At 66.1% G+C, this 17647-nt stretch carries 14 protein-coding genes and 1 pseudogene; 9 read left to right on the plus strand and 6 right to left on the minus strand.

Annotated features, from left to right (window positions below; translation table 11 throughout):
- Window positions 1-60 precede the first annotated feature (60 nt).
- Window positions 61-1179, minus strand: coding sequence for a cyanuric acid amidohydrolase (atzD, locus tag J4G43_RS11005; protein WP_208084797.1), 1119 nt, complete (start codon window positions 1177-1179; stop codon window positions 61-63).
- A gap of 248 nt (window positions 1180-1427) precedes the next feature.
- Between atzD and J4G43_RS11010 the strand changes: the two genes are divergently transcribed.
- The 4 genes from J4G43_RS11010 (at window position 1428) to J4G43_RS11025 (ending at window position 6529) form a co-directional block, all read left to right on the plus strand.
- Window positions 1428-3764, plus strand: coding sequence for a Tex family protein (locus tag J4G43_RS11010; protein ID WP_208084798.1), 2337 nt, complete (start codon window positions 1428-1430; stop codon window positions 3762-3764).
- 342 nt (window positions 3765-4106) lie between these two features.
- On the plus strand, window positions 4107-4673 hold the full coding sequence (locus tag J4G43_RS11015; protein ID WP_208084799.1) for a hypothetical protein: 567 nt from the start codon (window positions 4107-4109) through the stop codon (window positions 4671-4673).
- A gap of 100 nt (window positions 4674-4773) precedes the next feature.
- Complete coding sequence (locus J4G43_RS11020) at window positions 4774-5466, plus strand: response regulator transcription factor (protein WP_208084800.1); 693 nt, start codon at window positions 4774-4776, stop codon at window positions 5464-5466.
- The gene (locus J4G43_RS11025; protein ID WP_208084801.1) at window positions 5453-6529 is read left to right on the plus strand and encodes a sensor histidine kinase; all 1077 of its coding nucleotides are present in this window, start codon (window positions 5453-5455) and stop codon (window positions 6527-6529) included. The genes J4G43_RS11020 and J4G43_RS11025 overlap by 14 nt, the downstream gene beginning before the upstream one ends.
- Before the next feature lie 12 nt (window positions 6530-6541).
- On the opposite strand, the gene J4G43_RS11030 is transcribed toward J4G43_RS11025, so the two are convergent.
- Window positions 6542-6913: a response regulator transcription factor gene (locus J4G43_RS11030; protein ID WP_208084802.1), complete on the minus strand. Its 372-nt coding sequence runs from the start codon at window positions 6911-6913 to the stop codon at window positions 6542-6544.
- Window positions 6910-7776 (minus strand): S1C family serine protease, encoded by an 867-nt coding sequence (locus tag J4G43_RS11035; RefSeq protein ID WP_208084803.1) that lies wholly within the window; start codon window positions 7774-7776, stop codon window positions 6910-6912. Before J4G43_RS11035 ends, J4G43_RS11030 begins: the two co-directional genes overlap by 4 nt.
- A 200-nt stretch (window positions 7777-7976) precedes the next feature.
- Here J4G43_RS11035 and J4G43_RS11040 point away from each other — a divergent pair, with 200 nt between their 5' ends.
- From J4G43_RS11040 to J4G43_RS11050, 3 genes and pseudogenes are all read left to right on the plus strand, one after another.
- A complete protein-coding gene (locus J4G43_RS11040) occupies window positions 7977-8942 on the plus strand; it encodes a VOC family protein (protein WP_208084804.1) in 966 nt (321 codons plus the stop codon).
- 64 nt (window positions 8943-9006) lie between these two features.
- Window positions 9007-9884 (plus strand): annotated as a pseudogene (locus tag J4G43_RS11045) (dihydrodipicolinate synthase family protein).
- Between the two features lie 229 nt (window positions 9885-10113).
- Entirely contained in the window at window positions 10114-12438 is a 2325-nt protein-coding gene (locus J4G43_RS11050) for a xanthine dehydrogenase family protein molybdopterin-binding subunit (RefSeq protein ID WP_208084805.1), read from the plus strand.
- Between the two features lie 179 nt (window positions 12439-12617).
- Here J4G43_RS11050 and J4G43_RS11055 read toward each other — a convergent pair whose 3' ends face one another.
- The 3 genes from J4G43_RS11055 to J4G43_RS11065 are packed head-to-tail and all read right to left on the minus strand — an operon-like array spanning window position 12618 to window position 15828.
- Window positions 12618-13814, minus strand: a complete 1197-nt coding sequence (locus tag J4G43_RS11055; protein WP_208084806.1) for an acyl-CoA dehydrogenase family protein — start codon at window positions 13812-13814, stop codon at window positions 12618-12620.
- A 15-nt stretch (window positions 13815-13829) separates the two neighbouring features.
- Window positions 13830-14969 carry an acyl-CoA dehydrogenase family protein gene (locus J4G43_RS11060; RefSeq protein ID WP_208084807.1) on the minus strand — a complete coding sequence of 380 codons (1140 nt, stop codon included), beginning with the start codon at window positions 14967-14969 and terminating at the stop codon, window positions 13830-13832.
- A 4-nt stretch (window positions 14970-14973) separates the two neighbouring features.
- Window positions 14974-15828, minus strand: coding sequence for an enoyl-CoA hydratase (locus J4G43_RS11065; RefSeq protein ID WP_208084808.1), 855 nt, complete (start codon window positions 15826-15828; stop codon window positions 14974-14976).
- 171 nt (window positions 15829-15999) lie between these two features.
- Here J4G43_RS11065 and J4G43_RS11070 point away from each other — a divergent pair, with 171 nt between their 5' ends.
- Both J4G43_RS11070 and J4G43_RS11075 read left to right on the plus strand, forming a co-directional pair.
- Complete coding sequence (locus J4G43_RS11070; protein WP_063985447.1) at window positions 16000-16608, plus strand: LemA family protein; 609 nt, start codon at window positions 16000-16002, stop codon at window positions 16606-16608.
- 138 nt (window positions 16609-16746) lie between these two features.
- Window positions 16747-17643, plus strand: coding sequence for a TPM domain-containing protein (locus J4G43_RS11075; RefSeq protein ID WP_208084809.1), 897 nt, complete (start codon window positions 16747-16749; stop codon window positions 17641-17643).
- Window positions 17644-17647: the final 4 nt, after the last annotated feature.

Genomic DNA, 17647 nt, shown 5'->3' on the forward strand with positions numbered 1-17647 from the left:
TGAATCAACTGAGCCGGCGCGAAGGGCAGGGTTGCGCCGGGCGGAGAGGTCGCCGCGTCATTAAGACAGCCGTGCGATCACCGCAACCGGGCCGCCGCCCGCCGGCCCCTGATGCTCGGCGCCGCCGGAGACATAGACCGCGCCGGTGCCGGCAAGGCCTGCGATCAGGCCGCCGACGGCTGCGCGGGCGTGGCGCGTCGAGCTGATGTCGGTATCCTCCAGCATGGTGTGGCGGAAGCCGCGCACGCTGCCATCAGGCGAGGCCTCGGCCTTGGCGAATATATTGACGAGCTCGCGGTCCTCGGTGGCTAGCGGCGCGACGCCAAGCCCAACACCAAGGCCAACACATTTCAACGCCGACACCACCGCCGGAGCATCGATCGCATCGTTCATCACGGCGTGGCCGATCTCGAACTCGCTAGCTGAAGACGCCGAGTTGCCGAGCACGATGATGACGTTGTGCATCAGCTCGATCCCAGACGAGGTGGACGCAACCGACGAGAACAGATCGTAGCGCCGCAGCACGTCGTCGTCGCCAACATCGGAAGCGATCTCGCCGAGCGCGACCGCGACCCCAAGCGCGGAGGCGCCGCGCGAATAGGCCATCGAGCTGTAGGCGCTGGTCGTGGCCGTCTTGTTGCCGCGCGCGTTTGCCGCTTCGACGCGGTCGCTGGTGAGCAGCGGGCATTTGATCTGCACGAAATGGACGTCAGCGGGATCGGTGATGCCGGCATCCGCCATCGCGGCAGTCACCGCCTTGGCCGTTTCCATGATCTGTGCGGAGCGGCCGATCTCTTCGGGGAGGAAGTCCCGCGTGTGCGCCATGCCGATGCTCAAGCGCTTGCCGGACATGCCTGCCGGGCGCTCAGCCTGGCGCCGCGTGAACACCGTGATATGCGGGCTGAGCACGCCTTCGGTGCCGCCCGACATCACGAAGGCGATGCGCTGCTCGACTGCCTCTGGCGAAAGGCCGAGTTCTGGCGCCAGCGCGGTGCACAACGCTGCAACGGCATACTCCCGCGTAAAATCGTTGACGCCGCCATTGCCTTCGGTCTTGCCGAGGATGGCCAAAATCGTTGTCGGGTCGATCGCGCCGGAGCCGATCATGGCCATGAGGCCGGAGACGTCGCCGGGGCCGGTGGTGGCGACCCTGAAGACGCCGACCGATGCTGTCCGCATTGCAGTCCTCGTGTGGAGTTCGGTGGTCCGGCGGGTCAACCAGCCGTGGAACGGAGGCGCATGTCAAGGCGCAAGCGGGGGTGCAGGCACCCACGAATGTGGCGAGATCGCATCCGGTTCAACAAAAAAATCCTCTGTCGACGGTTGCGCGCCGCACCTTGATGAATCAACCTCGGTTGGTCCATAAGCGGCGTCCCGCTGCCGGTGGTTCGCCCCCGCGTCGCGTGCTTGGATAGAGGGATTCTCGCGTGGCAAATATCAACCAGAAAATTGCGCAGGAGCTTGGGGTACGGGCGGAGCAGGTCGAGGCGACGGTGACGTTGCTCGACGGCGGCGCCACGGTTCCCTTCATCGCCCGCTACCGCAAGGAAGCAACCGGTGCGCTCGACGACGCGCAATTGCGCACCCTGGAGGAGCGCCTGGGCTATTTGCGCGAGCTCGAAGACCGCCGCAAAGCGATCCTCGAATCGGTCCGCGAGCAGGGCAAGCTCGATGCCGCGCTCGAAGCCTCCATTCTCGCCGCCGACAGCAAGGCGCGTCTGGAAGACATCTACCTGCCGTTCAAGCCGAAGCGCCGCACCAAGGCCGAGATCGCCAAGGAAGCCGGGCTCGAGCCGCTCGCCAATCAGCTGATGGCGGAGTCGGGCAACGATCCGAAGGTCGTGGCCGAAACCTTCATCAATGCTGAGAAGGGCGTGGCCGATGCCGCTGCCGCGCTCGATGGCGCCCGCGCCATCCTGGTCGAGCGCTTCGACGAGGACGCCGACCTGATCGGTGCTTTGCGCGAGGAGGTGTGGACCAACGCGCGCATGGCCTCTAAGGTGCGCGACGGCAAGAAGACCGAGGGCGAGAAGTTCGCCGACTATTTCGAGTTCTCCGAGCCGCTGACGAAGCTCCCGTCGCACCGCATCCTCGCGATGTTTCGCGGCGAGAAGGAAGAGATCCTCGATCTCCAGATCCAGGCTGAGGCCGAAGCGCCGCCGCCGGGCGTGCCGAGCGCTTATGAATTGAAGATCATGAAGCGGTTCGGCATCGCCGACCTCAAGCGCGCCGGCGACCGCTGGCTGATCGATACCGTGCGCTGGGCCTGGCGTACCAAGATCCAGGTGCATCTCAACATCGACCTGCGCATGCGGCTGTGGAATGCGGCCGAGACCGAGGCCGTGCGCGTCTTCGCCTCCAATTTGCGCGACCTGCTGCTCGCGGCACCCGCCGGCACCCGCGTCACCATGGGCCTCGATCCCGGTTATCGCACCGGCGTCAAGGTCGCCGTCACCGACGCGACCGGCAAGGTGGTCGATACCGCAGTGATCTATCCGCACGAGCCGCAGCGGCAGTGGAACGAGGCGCTCGCGATCCTCGGCAAGCTTGCCCTGAAGCATCGTGTCGAGCTGATCGCGATCGGCAACGGCACCGCCTCGCGTGAAACCGACAAGCTCGCAGGCGATCTCGTCAAGGGCCTGGCCGAGCTGAAGATGACCAAGATCGTGGTGTCGGAAGCCGGCGCGTCGGTCTATTCGGCCTCGGCCTTCGCCTCGGAGGAGTTGCCGGGTCTCGACGTCACCCTGCGCGGCGCGGTCTCGATCGCGCGGCGGCTCCAGGATCCGCTCGCCGAGCTCGTCAAGATCGAGCCCAAGGCGATCGGCGTCGGCCAGTACCAGCACGACCTCGGCCAGGCCAAGCTCGCCAAGTCGCTCGATGCCGTGGTCGAAGACTGCGTGAACGCGGTCGGCGTTGACGTCAACACCGCCTCGGCACCGCTTCTGGCCCGCGTGTCGGGCGTCGGCTCCGGCCTTGCCTCGAGCATCGTGGCACACCGCGACGCCAACGGCCCGTTCAAGTCGCGCAAGGCGCTCAAGGACGTGCCGCGGCTCGGGCCGAAGGCGTTCGAGCAGTGTGCCGGCTTCCTGCGCATCCTCGGCGGCGAGGACCCGCTCGATGCGTCCGGCGTGCATCCGGAAGCCTATCCCGTGGTGCGCCGGATTCTCAGCGCCACCAAGAGTGACATCAAGGCACTGATCGGCAGCAGCGAGATCGTGCGTACGCTGAAGCCCAAGGATTTCGTCGACGAGACCTTCGGTCTGCCGACCGTCACCGACATCCTGCGCGAGCTCGAGAAGCCCGGCCGCGACCCGCGTCCAGCGTTTAAGGCCGCGGTGTTCAAGGAGGGCGTCGAGGAGATCAAGCATCTCCAGAAGGGCATGATCCTCGAGGGGACCGTGACCAACGTTGCCGCCTTCGGCGCCTTCGTCGATATCGGCGTGCACCAGGACGGCCTGGTTCACATCTCGGCGATGTCCAGGAACTACATCAAGGATCCGCGCGAGGTGGTGAAGCCCGGCGACATCGTCAAGGTGAAGGTGCTGGACTTCGAGGTCGCCCGCAAGCGCATCTCGCTGACATTGCGCCTCGACGACGAGGTCGGCGCCAAGAAGGATGCGCCCGGCATGCAGCGGGACAACAGCTCGCGAAACCCCGCGCGCATGACGTCGTCGGCCCCGCGCAACCAGGAATCCTCCGGCGGCGGTGCCCTCGCGGAGGCCATGCGCCGCGCAGCCGAGAAGAACGGCGGCAAGCGGGCGTGATATTTTAACCTCTCCCCGCTCTTTGCGGGGAGAGGCCGGATCGCGCCAGCGATCCGGGTGAGGGGCAAGGCATGCGGCTGACCAGATCAAAGGTCCCTCCGGCTCGTAACTTGACGGTGCACGGGACAAGCGTTGCGATCACTTTTTAGATCGCATTCGCGGACGCAGCCCCTCACCCCACCTTCTCGCCGTCAGAGCGGGGCGAGGGAGCGAAAGAGCGTTCGTCCCTAACACCTGCGTCAGAATCTGGCGCGGTTGTAAGTTGAAGGTGCCTGTCCCTTCCTCTCATCTGATCCTCCTCGCGCGGCAGAAAGATCGCCGCGCAGCACGGAGGATGCTTCGATGGACAACAGGCTTCTCAAAGGCGTCACTGCGGTGACGCTCGCCGCAATGATGGCGCTCGCTTCACCTGTGCTTGCCCGTGGCGGTGGCGGCGGCGGTGGCGGAGGGCATGGCGGTGGTGGCTTTGGCGGTGGCGGCCACGGTGGCTTTGGCGGCGGCGGGCATTTCGGCGGCGGCGGAATGCATGCGGGCGGCTTCGGCGGTATGCGCGCGAGTGGTTTCGGTGGCATGGGCGGCGCACGCTTTGCTGGCGGCCCGGGCTTCGGTGGCGCCCGCTTCGCCGGTTCGCCAATGGCCGCCCGTGGTGCCATGGGGCCGCGCTTTGTCGGTGCACCATTGGCGACCCGCGCCGCTTTCGGCCCGCGGTTTGCTGGCCCGGGCTGGCACGGCAGGCCGTTCATTGGCCGCCATGCCTTCTTCCACCGTCACCGCTTCAACCGGTTCGCTTTCGTCGGCGCGCCGTTCTTCTATGCCAACTATGCCAACTATTACGACGATGGTTGCTGGCGCAGGAGCTTGACGCCCTATGGATGGCAATGGGTCAATGTGTGCGGAGACTATTGGTAGTCGCATCGCGGTACCGCACCATTGTCGCGATCGCCACCGGGCGGTTCCGCTCAGCCCCGGAACGGGATAGTCTGGTGGCGATCGTCGCGCGGAGTTTTGCATGACCGGAGGTCACCGCCGCATCCTGGTCGTCGAGGACGATCCGGAAACCGCAGGCCAGCTCGTCGAGGAACTGACCACCTCGGGCTACGACGTCGATCTTGCCGCGACAGGTCGTGAAGCTCTGAGCCACGGCGTCGCCCGCGACTACGCCGTGATCACCATCGATCGCATGCTGCCCGACATCGACGGCATCACCGTGATGCGCCAGTTGCGCGACGACGGCATCGCCGCACCCTTCCTGATCATCTCCGCGCTCGGCGAGGTCGACGACCGCGTGCGCGGTTTGCGCGCCGGCGGCGATGACTATCTCGTCAAGCCGTTCTCCTTCGTCGAGCTGCTGGCGCGCCTCGAGGCGCTCGGCCGCCGCAGCGAGACCGTCGCCAAGGAAACGATTTTGCGGGTCGGCGATCTCGCCATCGACCTGATCGCGCGCAACGCCAGCCGGCGCGGCCGGAAAATTCCGCTGCTGCCGCGCGAGTTTCAGCTGCTCGAATATCTCGTCCGCAACGAGGGCCGCGTCGTCTCCCGGGCGATGCTGCTCCAGCATGTCTGGGACCTGCATTTCGACCCCTCCACCAACATCATTGACGTCTATGTCGGGCGGGTCCGACGCAAGGTCGACGACGCCCAAGCCTATCCGCTGATCCATACCATCCGCGGCATCGGATATTGCATCCGTGCTCCTGGCTAAGACGCTCCGCTCCTCCACCTTCCGTCTGGCGCTGATCGCGATCGCGACGTTCGGGCTGATCGTCGCGGCGATCATGGCCTATGTCTATTTCGGCACGATTGCCTATGTGCAGGGCCGGGTCGGCGACGCCGGCGATCACAGCGGCTTCACCGCGATGATCGAGCTCGCGATGGTCGCCGTCGCCGTGCTGCTGGCCGTGCTGGCCGGGGTCGCGGCCGTGCTGGTGACGCGGCGCACGGTCGGACGGATCGAGGAGATCAATGCGACCAGCCGCGCCATCATGCTGTCGGGGCTCGACCGGCGCATTCCCTTGCGCGGCAGTCACGACGAGTGGGACCGCGTCGCCGAAAACCTCAATCAGATGCTCGACCGCATCGAGACGCTGATGGGTGAGGTCAAGCAGGTCAGCGACAACGTCGCCCACGATCTGCGCACGCCGCTGACGCGCATGCGCGGCCGGCTGGAAAAGGCCTATCACACCCCGCGAAATGGCGAGGCCGATGCGACGCTGATTGGCGATACCATCGCCGATCTCGATTCGGTGCTCGGGATGTTCGCTTCCATCACGCGGATCTCGGAGATCGAGACTCGCGCCCGCCGGAGTGCGTTTCGCAAGCTCGATCTCGCTGAAATTGCCGGCGAGGTCGTCGAGCTCTACGACGCCGCGGCCGAGCAGGTCGCGACCCGCCTCAGCCTTGACGGCGACCGCGAGGTGGCAATTACGGGGGACCGCGACCTGCTGTTCGACGCCATCGCCAATCTGGTCGACAACGCGATCAAGCACGGCCGCGCGGGCGGGCAGGTCACGGTGACCTGTCGCAGCGCCGGCGCCGGGGCGGTGATCGCGATCGCCGACGATGGTCCGGGCATTCCCACCGGAGAGCGCGATCACGTCTTCAAGCGCTTCTACCGACTCGAACAGAGCCGTTACACGCCGGGCAACGGTCTGGGCTTGAGCCTGGTCGCGGCCGTTGCCGGTCTCCATGGCGCCGAGATTGCACTGCACGACAATGCGCCGGGCCTCACGGTCCGGCTCAGCTTCCCGGCGACATCAGCGCGATAGGAGCTGACGGCGTCATAGCTCGATCACGCCGCGGCGTGCCGCATGCGCGACCGCGTCGGTGCGGCCGGTGGCATCCAGCTTATCGAGCAGCGAGCCGACGTGGAATTTGACCGTGTGCACGGAAATGCCGAGCTGGCGCGCGATCAGCTTGTTGGACGCGCCTTCCGCCATCAGCGCCAGGACATCGAGCTCGCGCTGTGTCAGTGCGATGTCTTCCGGCATGCTGCGCGGATCGCGGGCCATGATCGTTGCCGTGGCGGCCTCGCCGGGCGCGGCGAGCCGAAGCCCGGCGATGTTGCCGAGCAGGACCGCCAGGCGATCGGCGAGGGCGGGATCGTCGATCTCCAGGGCGAGCACGATCTCGGGCGCGTTGTCCTCGCTCACGCCTCGGGCCTCTCGCCGATCGTGACCTTGAAGCTGACCGGCTCGCCGCCGCGGCGCACCGCGACATCGACCACCGTGCCGACGCTCGCAGGTCCCAGCGTCCGCGACAGCGCACGCACGCCGGAGAGCTTCTGGTCGTTGACCGCCACGATGACGTCGCCCTGGCGGATGCCGGCTGCAGCCGAAGGACCGGAATTGTCGACATTCATCACCATCGCGCCGATGCCATCGTCGAGCCGCACCGGCTGGAGCCCGAGGCCGAGATATCCGCGGGCGATGCGGCCGCGCGTCTCGAGTTGTGCCGCGACCCGCTCGATTGTCGCCGTCGGGATCACCAGGACCCGCCGCGGCCCGAGCACGGCCATGCCGAAGGCGTCGCCTGATGCATCGAGTGCGAGCCCGCCTTGCTGCGCGAAGCGCAGGCGCACGTCGAGCTCGATACGCGCATCGATGTCGCCGCCGCGCAAGGAGCGCCAGCTCTTGCCGGACAGTGATACCATGCCGAGCGCCGCGCTCGGCGCATCGCGATCGGTGGCGACGACGACCGACAGCGTGCCGAGGGGCGGAACGGTCGCGGCCAGCTTGACCGGCGCAAGACTGGCATCGGTGCGCAACAGCGCGATGTCGGTCGTATGGTCGCGGCCGACGATTGTGGCGGCAGCATTGCTGCCGTCGGGGAGGCTGATCTGGATATCGCCCTCATCGGCCAGCGCTTCGTCCGCGGTGACGATCAAGCCGGGTTTCCAGACGAAGCCGGTGGCGCGGGAGCGATGCGAATGCACGGCGACGACGGATGGCGCGGTGCGCGTCACGACATCCGCGAGCGCGGACGAAAGGGACGACAGAGGAGTGGGGTCGGTCATGGAAGGCTCCTGTAAATTGTCCTCAATCTGGGATGTCGCGGGCGATAGCGAAACTGGCCGGGTGGCCAGGACAGACGGGGCGGACCGGCTTCCGCAGGACTACGGCCGACGAACATGTGATTGGGAGGCGCTCACGGGAACGTGTAGCAATCCAGGAATTGCACTGTACGACCTCCAGCGTTTCCAGCGAGCCCCGACCGATGACCGTCGACCTCACCCGCCGCACCCTGCTTCAACTCGCCGGTGCGACCTCGCTCGCGATGGCGGCCGCCGCCGCCGCTCGGGCCGAGGGCATGCCGCAAGGCGGTGGGCCGACCTATGCCAGCCGCACGCCGATGCGGGTGGGCATGGTGACGCTCCGGGTCAAGAACCTCGACAAGGCCGCGGACTACTACCGCGACGTGATCGGGCTGACCGTGATGGAGCGCTCCGCGACCGCCGCGACGCTCGGCACGGCCGGCATCACGCTGCTCGTGCTGGAAGCCCGTCCCGAGGCCGCGATCGAGCCGCGCAATGCCGCGGGCCTCTACCACACCGCCTTCCTGATGCCGTCGCGAAAAGATCTCGCGCGCTGGCTGGTGCACGCAGCCTCGCATCGCGTGCCGCTGTCGGGCTTCGCCGATCATCTCGTCAGCGAATCCGTCTATCTCGACGACCCCGAAGGCAACGGCATCGAGGTCTATGCCGACCGCGATCCCTCGCAATGGCAGTGGAGCGAGGGCAGCGTGAAGATGGCGAGCGACGAGCTCAACATCCCTGACCTCTTGTCTCTCACCAACACGCGCGTCACAGACTATGCCAAGGCGCCGGACGGTCTGCGCGTCGGCCACATGCATCTGCGCGTCGGCGATCTCGCCGAGGCCGAACGGTTCTATCACGGCGCTGTCGGCCTCGATCCGACCCGCCGCCGTGGCGGCGCCGCGTTCCTGTCGTCGGGCCGCTATCACCATCACCTCGGCATGAACGTCTGGCAGAGCCAGGGGGCCGGCCAACGTGACGATCAGACGACGGGGCTTGCCTGGTTCTCGCTGGTGATGGCGAAGCAGGACATTCTCGCCGCGCAGGAGGAACGCCTGCGCAAAGGCGGTGCGCAGGTCACAGCGCTCGCCAACGGTCTGGAGGCCGTCGATCCCTGGGGCACGCGGGTGCGCCTGATCAGGGTTTGATCGCCGGCGCGGGCATTGCTATGACCGGTCAGGCGCTAGCCAATTTTCCGGGGTTCAGCCTGACATGCCCGACTTTCACGGCGTCTTTCCCTACCTCGTTTCGCCTGTCGATGCCGATGGCACGGTGCGCACCGAGGTCCTCGGCAGGCTCTGCGACGATTTGATCGGCGCAGGCGTGCACGGGCTGACGCCGCTGGGTTCGACTGGTGAGTTCGCCTATCTCAATGCCGCGCAACGCACCGCGATCGTGCAGACCACCATCCAGGCCGCGAACGGCCGCGTGCCGGTTGTGGCCGGCGTCGCATCCACCTCGACGGCGGACGCAGTGGCGCAGGCGAGGGCGTATCAGAAGTGTGGTGCCAACGGCATCCTGGCGATCCTGGAAGCGTACTTTCCGCTCGCGATGCCCAGGTCGAATCCTACTTCCGCAGCATCGCGGATGCCGTCGACATCCCGGTCGTCATCTACACCAATCCGCAATTCCAGCGCTCCGACCTCACGCTCGACATCATCGCGCGCCTCGCTGAACATCCGCGCATCGGCTACATCAAGGACGCCTCGACCAATACCGGCCGGCTGCTCTCGATCATGAACCGCTGCGGCGATGCCTTGCGCGTGTTCTCGGCTTCCGCCCATATCCCGGCGGCGGTGATGCTGATCGGCGGGCTCGGCTGGATGGCGGGACCGGCCTGCATCATCCCGCGCCAGAGCGTCGCGCTCTACGACCTCTGCAAGGCCGGCCGCTGGGACGAGGCCATGGCGCTCCAGCGCAGGCTGTGGCGGATCAACGAGGCTTTCGCTCGCTTCAACCTCGCCGCCTGCATCAAGGCGGGGCTGGCGATCCAGGGCTACGACGTCGGCGATCCCGTCCCGCCGCAGGCCGCGCTGTCGGCCGACGCCCGCAAGGTGGTGGAAGCGGCGTTGAGAGAGCTTTCTCCGTAGCAGTGCCGTAGGGTGGGCAAAGCGTAGCGTGCCCACCGTCCTGGTCGCGTCCGTTGGATGATGGTGGGCACGGCGCAAGCGCGCCTTTGCCCACCCTACGGAATCGCGGATTTGCGAGACGGCATGCCGAAATCGTGGATATCCCGCCCAAAACCGCGGCTGGTATGCCTCCGATCGATCCGCTAAAAGGCTGCCCGCAGTTTCGAAAAGACCCTGAGGACCCCACGGAATGAACATTCTTCCCGGCAATTTGCGTTTCGGAGCGGGCCAGCCCGTCAAGCGTTTGGAAGACCAGCGGCTGCTCACCGGGAAGGGTCAGTTCATCGACGACAAGCCGGAGGAGGGCGCGCTGTGGTTGCATGTGCTGCGCTCGCCGCATGCCCACGCGAAGATCGTCTCGATCGACACCGGCGCTGCGGCATCGATGCCGGGCGTCACCGCGATCTACACCGGCGCTGACCTCGTCAAGGACGATATCGGCACCATTCCGACCCTGAGCATCTTTAAGCGCCCCGACGGCAAGCCGATGACGGTGCCGCCGCGCCGCCTGCTCGCCCATGAGATCGTCCGCTACGCCGGCGAAGCGATTGCGGCGGTGGTTGCTTCCTCCCGCGCGGAAGCACAGAGCGCGGCCGAAGCGATCGTGATCGAATACGACGTGCAGCCCGCGGTGGTCGATCCCGTCGAGGCGGTCAAGCCCGGCGCGCCCGTGGTGTGGCCCGAGGCGCCCGACAACATCGTCGGTGCGATGAGCTATGGCGATGCCGCCAAGGCGGACGAGGCGTTTGCCAAGGCTGCGCATACGGTCGAGCTCGACATCGTCAGCCAGCGTCTGGTGCCCTCCGCGATGGAGCCGCGCTCGACCATTGCCGAGATCGACAAGAAGACCGGCCGTCTTCTCCTGCATGTGCAGTCGCAGACCCCGGCCTCGACCCGCGACGTGCTCGCGGAAGCCGTGCTCAAGCGCCCCAAGGACAGCGTCCGCGTGCTGGTCGGCGACATCGGCGGCGGCTTTGGCCAGAAGACGAATCTCTATCCTGAGGACGGCATCGTCGCCTACGCCGCGACCAAGCTGAACCGGAAGATCCGCTGGCGCGGCGATCGCACCGACGAATTCGTCGGCGGCACCCACGGCCGCGATCTCACCTCGACCGCCTCCTTCGCGCTCGACGAGAAGGGCAAGGTGCTGGCCTATCGCGTCAAGTCGATCGGCTGCACGGGCGCTTACTCGTCGGGGGCGGCGAACATCATTCCGCTGGTGCTCGGGCCGTTCGTGCAGACCGGCGTCTACGATCTGCCGCTGGTGCATTTTGAGGTGCAGTCGGTGATGACTCACACCGCGCCGGTCGGCGCCTATCGCGGCGCGGGCCGGCCCGAGGCTGTGTTCATTGTCGAGCGCCTGTTCGACGCCGCCGCGCGAAAGATCGGCATGGATCCGCGTGCGATCCGCAAAGCGAACTACATCAAGCCGGCGCAGCTGCCCTACACCAACGCCGCCGGTCAGGTTTACGATTCCGGCGCCTTCGCCCACATGCTCGACCGTGCCGTGAAGCTTGCGGACTGGGACGGCTTTGCCGCGCGCAAGAAGGCGGCGAAGAAGAAGGGCCTGCTCTACGGCCGTGGGCTCACGTCCTACATCGAGTGGACCGGCGGCCGCGCGCACACCGAGAAGGTCAGCCTGCACGCGACGTCGCAGGGTCGCGTCGTGCTGCATTCCGGCACCATGGCGATGGGGCAGGGGCTGCAGACCACCTACACCCAGATGATCTCAGACACGCTCGGCATTGCCATGGACAAGATCGACGTCGTCCAGGGCGACACTGATCTTGCGATGGGCTTCGGCAGCGTCGGCTCGCGCTCGCTGTTCGTCGGCGGCACGGCGGTCGCGGTCTCGTCCAACGATCTGATCCAGAAGGCGCGCGAGAAGGCTGCCAACGTGCTCGAGACCTCGGTCGAGGACATCGAATATCAGGGCGGCATGCTCACCGTGGTCGGCACCGACCGCCGCATCAGCCTGTTCGATCTCGCCGAGAAGGAAGGCGGCGCCAAGCTGAGCGTCGATTCCGAGGGCGAAGTCGATGGCCCCAGCTGGCCGAACGGCACGCATATCTGCGAGGTCGAGATCGATCCGGAGACCGGCGTGTCCAAGGTCGTGCGCTATACCACCGTCGACGACGTCGGCGTCGCCGTGAACCCGATGCTGGTCACCGGCCAGATCCATGGCGGCGTCGCGCAGGGCATCGGTCAGGCGTTGTATGAAGGCGTCTCCTATGATGCCGACGGTCAGCTCCTCACCGCGAGCTACCAGGATTACTGCATCCCGCGGGCCGACGACGTTCCGCCGATCGTGGTGACGCTGGACGATTCCGCGCCCTGCCGCACCAATCCGCTTGGCGCCAAGGGCTGCGGCGAATCCGGTGCCATCGGCGGCCCGCCCTGCGTCACCAACGGCGTGATGGACGCGCTCGCCGAGCTCGGCATCACCCAGCTGAATACGCCGCTGACGCCGCAGAAGATCTGGAAGGCGATCAGGGACGCGAAGGTGGGCGCCTAACATTCCACTGTCGTCCCGGGGCGCGCAACGCGCGAACCCGGGACCCATAACCACAGGACGTTGTTTGACGAAGACTCGTGGTGACCATCTCGCGCTATAACCTCACCCTGTGGTTATGGGTCCCGGATCTGCGCTTCGCTTGTCCGGGACGACAGCGAGTGCGAGGCGCCAGCTCGCCCTCAAATCCCCAGCATCATCTTCGCGATGATGTCGCGCTGGATCTCCGAGGTGCCGCCGAAGATCGTGTAGGCCCGGCCGTTGAGATATTCCGGCACCACCGTCAGCATCTCCTCAGGCGTCGCCGGCGCGTGGTTGAGCTTGTAGAGCGGGCGCATCGGCTCGACCGCGAGGGCGTCGTGGCCGATCACGTCGGCGCCGAGCCGTGTCACGGCCTGCCGGATCTCGCTGTTGCGCAGCTTCAGGATCGACGACACTGCGCCGGGATTTTGCCCGGTCTGAAGTGCGGAGAGCACGCGCAGCTCGGTCATCTCCAGTGCGTCGATGTCGATTTCGACCTCGGAGATGCGCACGGCGATATCGGGGCTGTCGATCGCGCGGCCGGTCAGGTCCGACTCGGCCAGCTCCGCGATCGCCTTCAGTCCCTCGCGCAGCTTCGCTGACGCAATGCCGGAGCCCCGCTCGAACTCGAGCAGATATTTGCCGTAGGTCCAGCCTTTGCCTTCGTCGCCGACGCGGTTGGCCACGGGCACGCGCACATCGTCGAAGAACACCTGGTTGACCTCGTGGTCACCGCCGATGGTTAGGATCGGTCGTGTCGTGATTCCGGGCGTCTTCATGTCGATCAGAATAAAACTGATGCCGTCCTGCTGCCGCGGTCCGTCGCTGGTGCGCACCAGCGCGAACATGCGGTTGGCGTGGTGGGCGTGCGTGGTCCAGATTTTTGTGCCGTTGATAATGTAGTCCTCGCCGTCGCGCGCCGCGCGCGTCTTCAGCGACGAGAGATCGGAGCCGGAGCCCGGTTCGGAATAGCCCTGGCACCAATAATCCTCGCCGGAGAGGATGCGTGGCAGATAAAAATTCTTCTGCGCCGCCGAGCCGAAACCGATGATGACGGGTCCCACCATCTTGACGCCCATCACGTTGACATTGGGCACGCCGGCCCGAGCGCTTTCGGTCTCGAAAATCCAGCGCTGCGCCGGCGTCCAGTCCGGACCGCCATATTCGACCGGCCAGCCCGGTGCGCCCCAGCCCTGCCGGTGCAGCGCGCGCTGCCAGGCCATGCCGATATCAGGGTCGGAGAATACCGACGGCGTCAGCGCGGTTGCGCGCTTCATCTCCTCGGTGAGATTCTTGGCGATGAAGCCGCGCACCTCGTCCTGGAAGGCGCGCTCCTCGGTGTTGAACGAGAGGTCCATGATGCGCTCCTTGTGTCAGGCCGTGTGGCCGAGCTGGGCGTGGCGGCTGTAATGGTGCGCGCTGCCGCCGAACAGCGTGTCGAAGGCGACCAGCCGCTTGAAATAGGCGCCGACCTCGAGCTCCTCGGTGACGCCCATGCCGCCATGAAGCTGGATCGACTGCTCGCCGACGAAGCGCGCGCATTTGCCGATCTTCGCTTTCGCACCGGAGGCGGCGCGGGCGCGCTCGACCGGCGGGCTATCTGCCTTCAGCGCGGCGCGCAGCGCCATCGAGCGCGCCTCGTCGACCTGCATCGCCATGTCGGCGAGGCGGTGGCGGATCACCTGGTTGGCCGAGAGCGGCCGGCCAAACTGCTTTCGGATCTTGGTGTATTCCAAGGTGGTGTCGAGCAGCGTCTGCATGATGCCGACGGCTTCGGCACCGAGCGCAGCCATGGCGCGGTCAACGGCCCATTCGATCGCGGGCAGGGCGTCGTGTCCGTCGCCGAGCAGGGCATCCTCCGGCAGCTCGACGCCTGATAGTTCGATGTTGCAGGCCCGTCCGCCGCCGAGACGCTCATAGTCGCTGATGGCGAGGCTCGGCGTCTTCGCCGGAACCAGGAACAGGCCGATCCGCCCCGAAGGTCCCTGATGGTCGTGGACATGCGCGGAGACGATGATCTCGTCGGCGGCGTGGCCGTCGAGCACCGCGATCTTGTTGCCGGCAAGGCGCCAGCCTCGCGCCGTCTTGTGGGCGACGGTCGCGACTTTTGCGAGATCGAACCGCGCCGCGCGCTCGGAATGCGCAAAGGCGAGCTTCAGCGATCCATCCGCGACCTTGGGCAGCCGCGCCTGCTTCTGAGCGGTACTGCCGCATTTGTCGATCAGCGAGGCTCCAAGCACCACCGTTGCAACATACGGCTCCGACACCAGCCCGCGGCCAAAGGCTTCCATCAATATGCCGATCTCGACCGCGCCGCCACCGAGCCCGTCGAACTCTTCGGGAATCGGCAGCGCCAGCCAACCAAGCTCGGCGAACTGCTTCCACACCGCAGGGCTGAAGCCAAACGAGTCCTTCGCCATTTTGCGGCGATGATCGGCGTCGTAGCTTTCGGCCACAAAGCGCTCTGCGCTTTCGCGCAGCAGCCGTTGCTCGTCACTCAGGTTGAGGTCCATGTCGTTACTCCGCGGCCGCCGGCGGCTTGCGCACGGAGGGATGCAGTCCTGATGGATCGACCACCATGCCGAACTGCTGAAGGTTGTGGGCGTGACAGAGCTGATGCAGCGCAAAGGCCTGGTCGATCGCGGCGGGCTGGCCCATCACATCGACCGAGCGATTTACCGCCTCCTTGGTCAGCTTCAGCGCGAAGGACGGCTTTGATGCGATCCGGCGCGCCAGCTCCAGCACCGACGCTGAAAGCTCCGCGCGCGGCACGACCCGATTGACCATGCCGAGCTGATGCGCCTCCTGCGCACTCCATGCGTCGGCGGTGAACAGGAATTCCTTGGCCTTGCGCGGGCCGAGCTCCCAGGGATGCACGAACCATTCGACCCCGCAGACGCCCATGGTCACCACGGGATCGCAGAACTGCGCGTCGTCGCTGGCGACGATGAGGTCGCAGGCCCAGGCCAGCATCAATCCGCCGGCGATGCACTTGCCGTGCACCTCGGCAATGGTCGGCTTGGCCAGGTTGCGCCAGCGCCGCGTGATCTGGAGATATATTTCCTGCTCGCGCGCGAAGCGGCCATGCGCGTTCGCCTCCGCAAAGCCACCCCAATTTCCGATCGGCGGAAAATCGACGCCTGCGGCGTTCTTGCCGCCGGGGCGCAGATCGTGGCCCGATGAGAAATGCGGCCCGTTGCCGGCGAGGATGATGACCTTGACCGCGTCGTCCTGCACCGCGGCGTCGAAGGCGGCGTTGAGGTCGTAGGTCATCTGCAGGTTCTGCGCGTTGCGCGCCTCGGGCCGGTTCATCACGATCCGGGCAATCGCCGGCTCGGGCCTCTCCACGAGGATGGTCTCGAACGAGCTCATCGCGTTCCCCTTGGCGTTTCCGTTCTTGTTTTGCTCAAGTTGACTATGTCGGCCAGGGATAGGCAAGGGGCTTGCGTCAGGCGGTTGCTTTTCGCGTCGCCGGCACAAGATGTCTGGCACCGCGCGCGTTCAATCTGATAGTTTACGCCAGATTTCACCGGGAGGAATTTGATGCGCAAGATCCTGACCGTGCTGGCGGCTCTGGCCTCGCTGAGCCTGACCAATTGCGGCTACAACGCGATCCAGAGCGAGGACGAGCAGATCAAGGGCAACTGGTCCGAGGTCGTGAACCAGTATCAGCGCCGCGCCGATCTCGTGCCCAATCTCGTCAACTCGGTAAAGGGCTTTGCGCAGCAGGAGAAGGACGTGCTGCTCGGCGTCACTAATGCGCGCGCCAAGGTCGGCAGCATCCAGGCGACGCCTGAGGTGCTGAACGACCCCGCCGCCTTCCAGAAGTTCCAGGCCGCCCAGGGCGAGCTCTCCAGCGCGCTGTCACGTCTCTTGGTCGTCACCGAGAACTATCCGCAGCTTAAGTCCGATGCGCTGTTCAAGGATTTGATGTCGCAGCTCGAAGGCACCGAGAACCGCATCACGGTCGCGCGCAACCGCTACATCAAGGCGGTGCAGGACTATAACGTCACCATTCGCTCCTTCCCGAGCAACCTCACCGCGATGATGTTCGGCTACAAGGAGAAGCCGAATTTCGCGGTCGAGAACGAAAAGGAGATCTCGACCGCGCCGAAGGTCGATTTCAACCCGGCGCCCGCGCCGTCGAAGTAAGTGCGTTCGATTTTGCGAATGCGCCCAGCCCCACCCACCGCCGTCATTCCCCGCGAAGGCGGGGAATCCAGTACGCCGCGGCTCCTCCGTAGTCCTCTGGCGTCTCTGGAATACTGGATCGCCCGGTCAAGCCGGGCGATGACAGCGAATGTGTGGCGGGCGCTTATCGCATTCGTGCTGCTGATTGGCTGCTCGTTACCCACCTTCGCCGATGTCGCCATCCCCCAACTCACCGGTCGCGTGGTCGACCAGACCGGCACGCTGTCGAGCGCCGACATCGCCGCGTTGTCGCAAAAGCTACGTGATTTCGAGACGCGCAAGGGCAGCCAGGTCGCCGTCCTGATTGTACCGACGACCCAGCCGGAGACGATCGAGCAGTTCTCGATCCGCGTCGCCGACGCCTGGAAGGTCGGCCGCAAGAAGGTGGACGACGGCGCGATCCTCGTCGTTGCCAAGAACGATCGCCATTTGCGCATCGAGGTCGGTTACGGCCTCGAGGGCGCGCTCACCGACGTGACGTCCCGGCGCATCATCGACGAGATCATCACGCCGAAATTCAGGACGGGCGATTTCGCCGGCGGCATCTCGGATGGCGTCGATCGCATGATCCGCGTGATCGACGGCGAGCCGCTGCCGGTACCTTCGCCGACTGTGAATTTCGGCAATCTGGACGATATTGCGCCGCTGTTCATTGTGACGCTGTTCGCCTCGATCGGGGTCGGCGGCTTCTTCCGGGCCATGCTGGGGCGGCTGCTTGGCTCATTGGCGACCGGCGGCATCATCGCAGCGCTGGCCTGGCTCATTCTCGGGTCCTTTGCAATCGCGCTCGCGCTCGGAGCGCTGGGCTTCGTCATAGGCTTCATCGCCGATCTGTTTGCGGCGATGGCGCCAAGCTCGGGATCGTCGCGCGGCGGCTCGTGGTCGAGCGGCTCTTCGGGGGGCGGCTGGAGCAGCGGATCGTCGTCCAGCGACAGCGGCGGCTTCAGCGGCGGTGGTGGCAGTTTTGGCGGCGGCGGCGCCTCGGGGAGCTGGTAGCGGT

It is taken from the genome of Bradyrhizobium barranii subsp. barranii (genome assembly GCF_017565645.3).
Lineage (GTDB): Bacteria > Pseudomonadota > Alphaproteobacteria > Rhizobiales > Xanthobacteraceae > Bradyrhizobium > Bradyrhizobium barranii.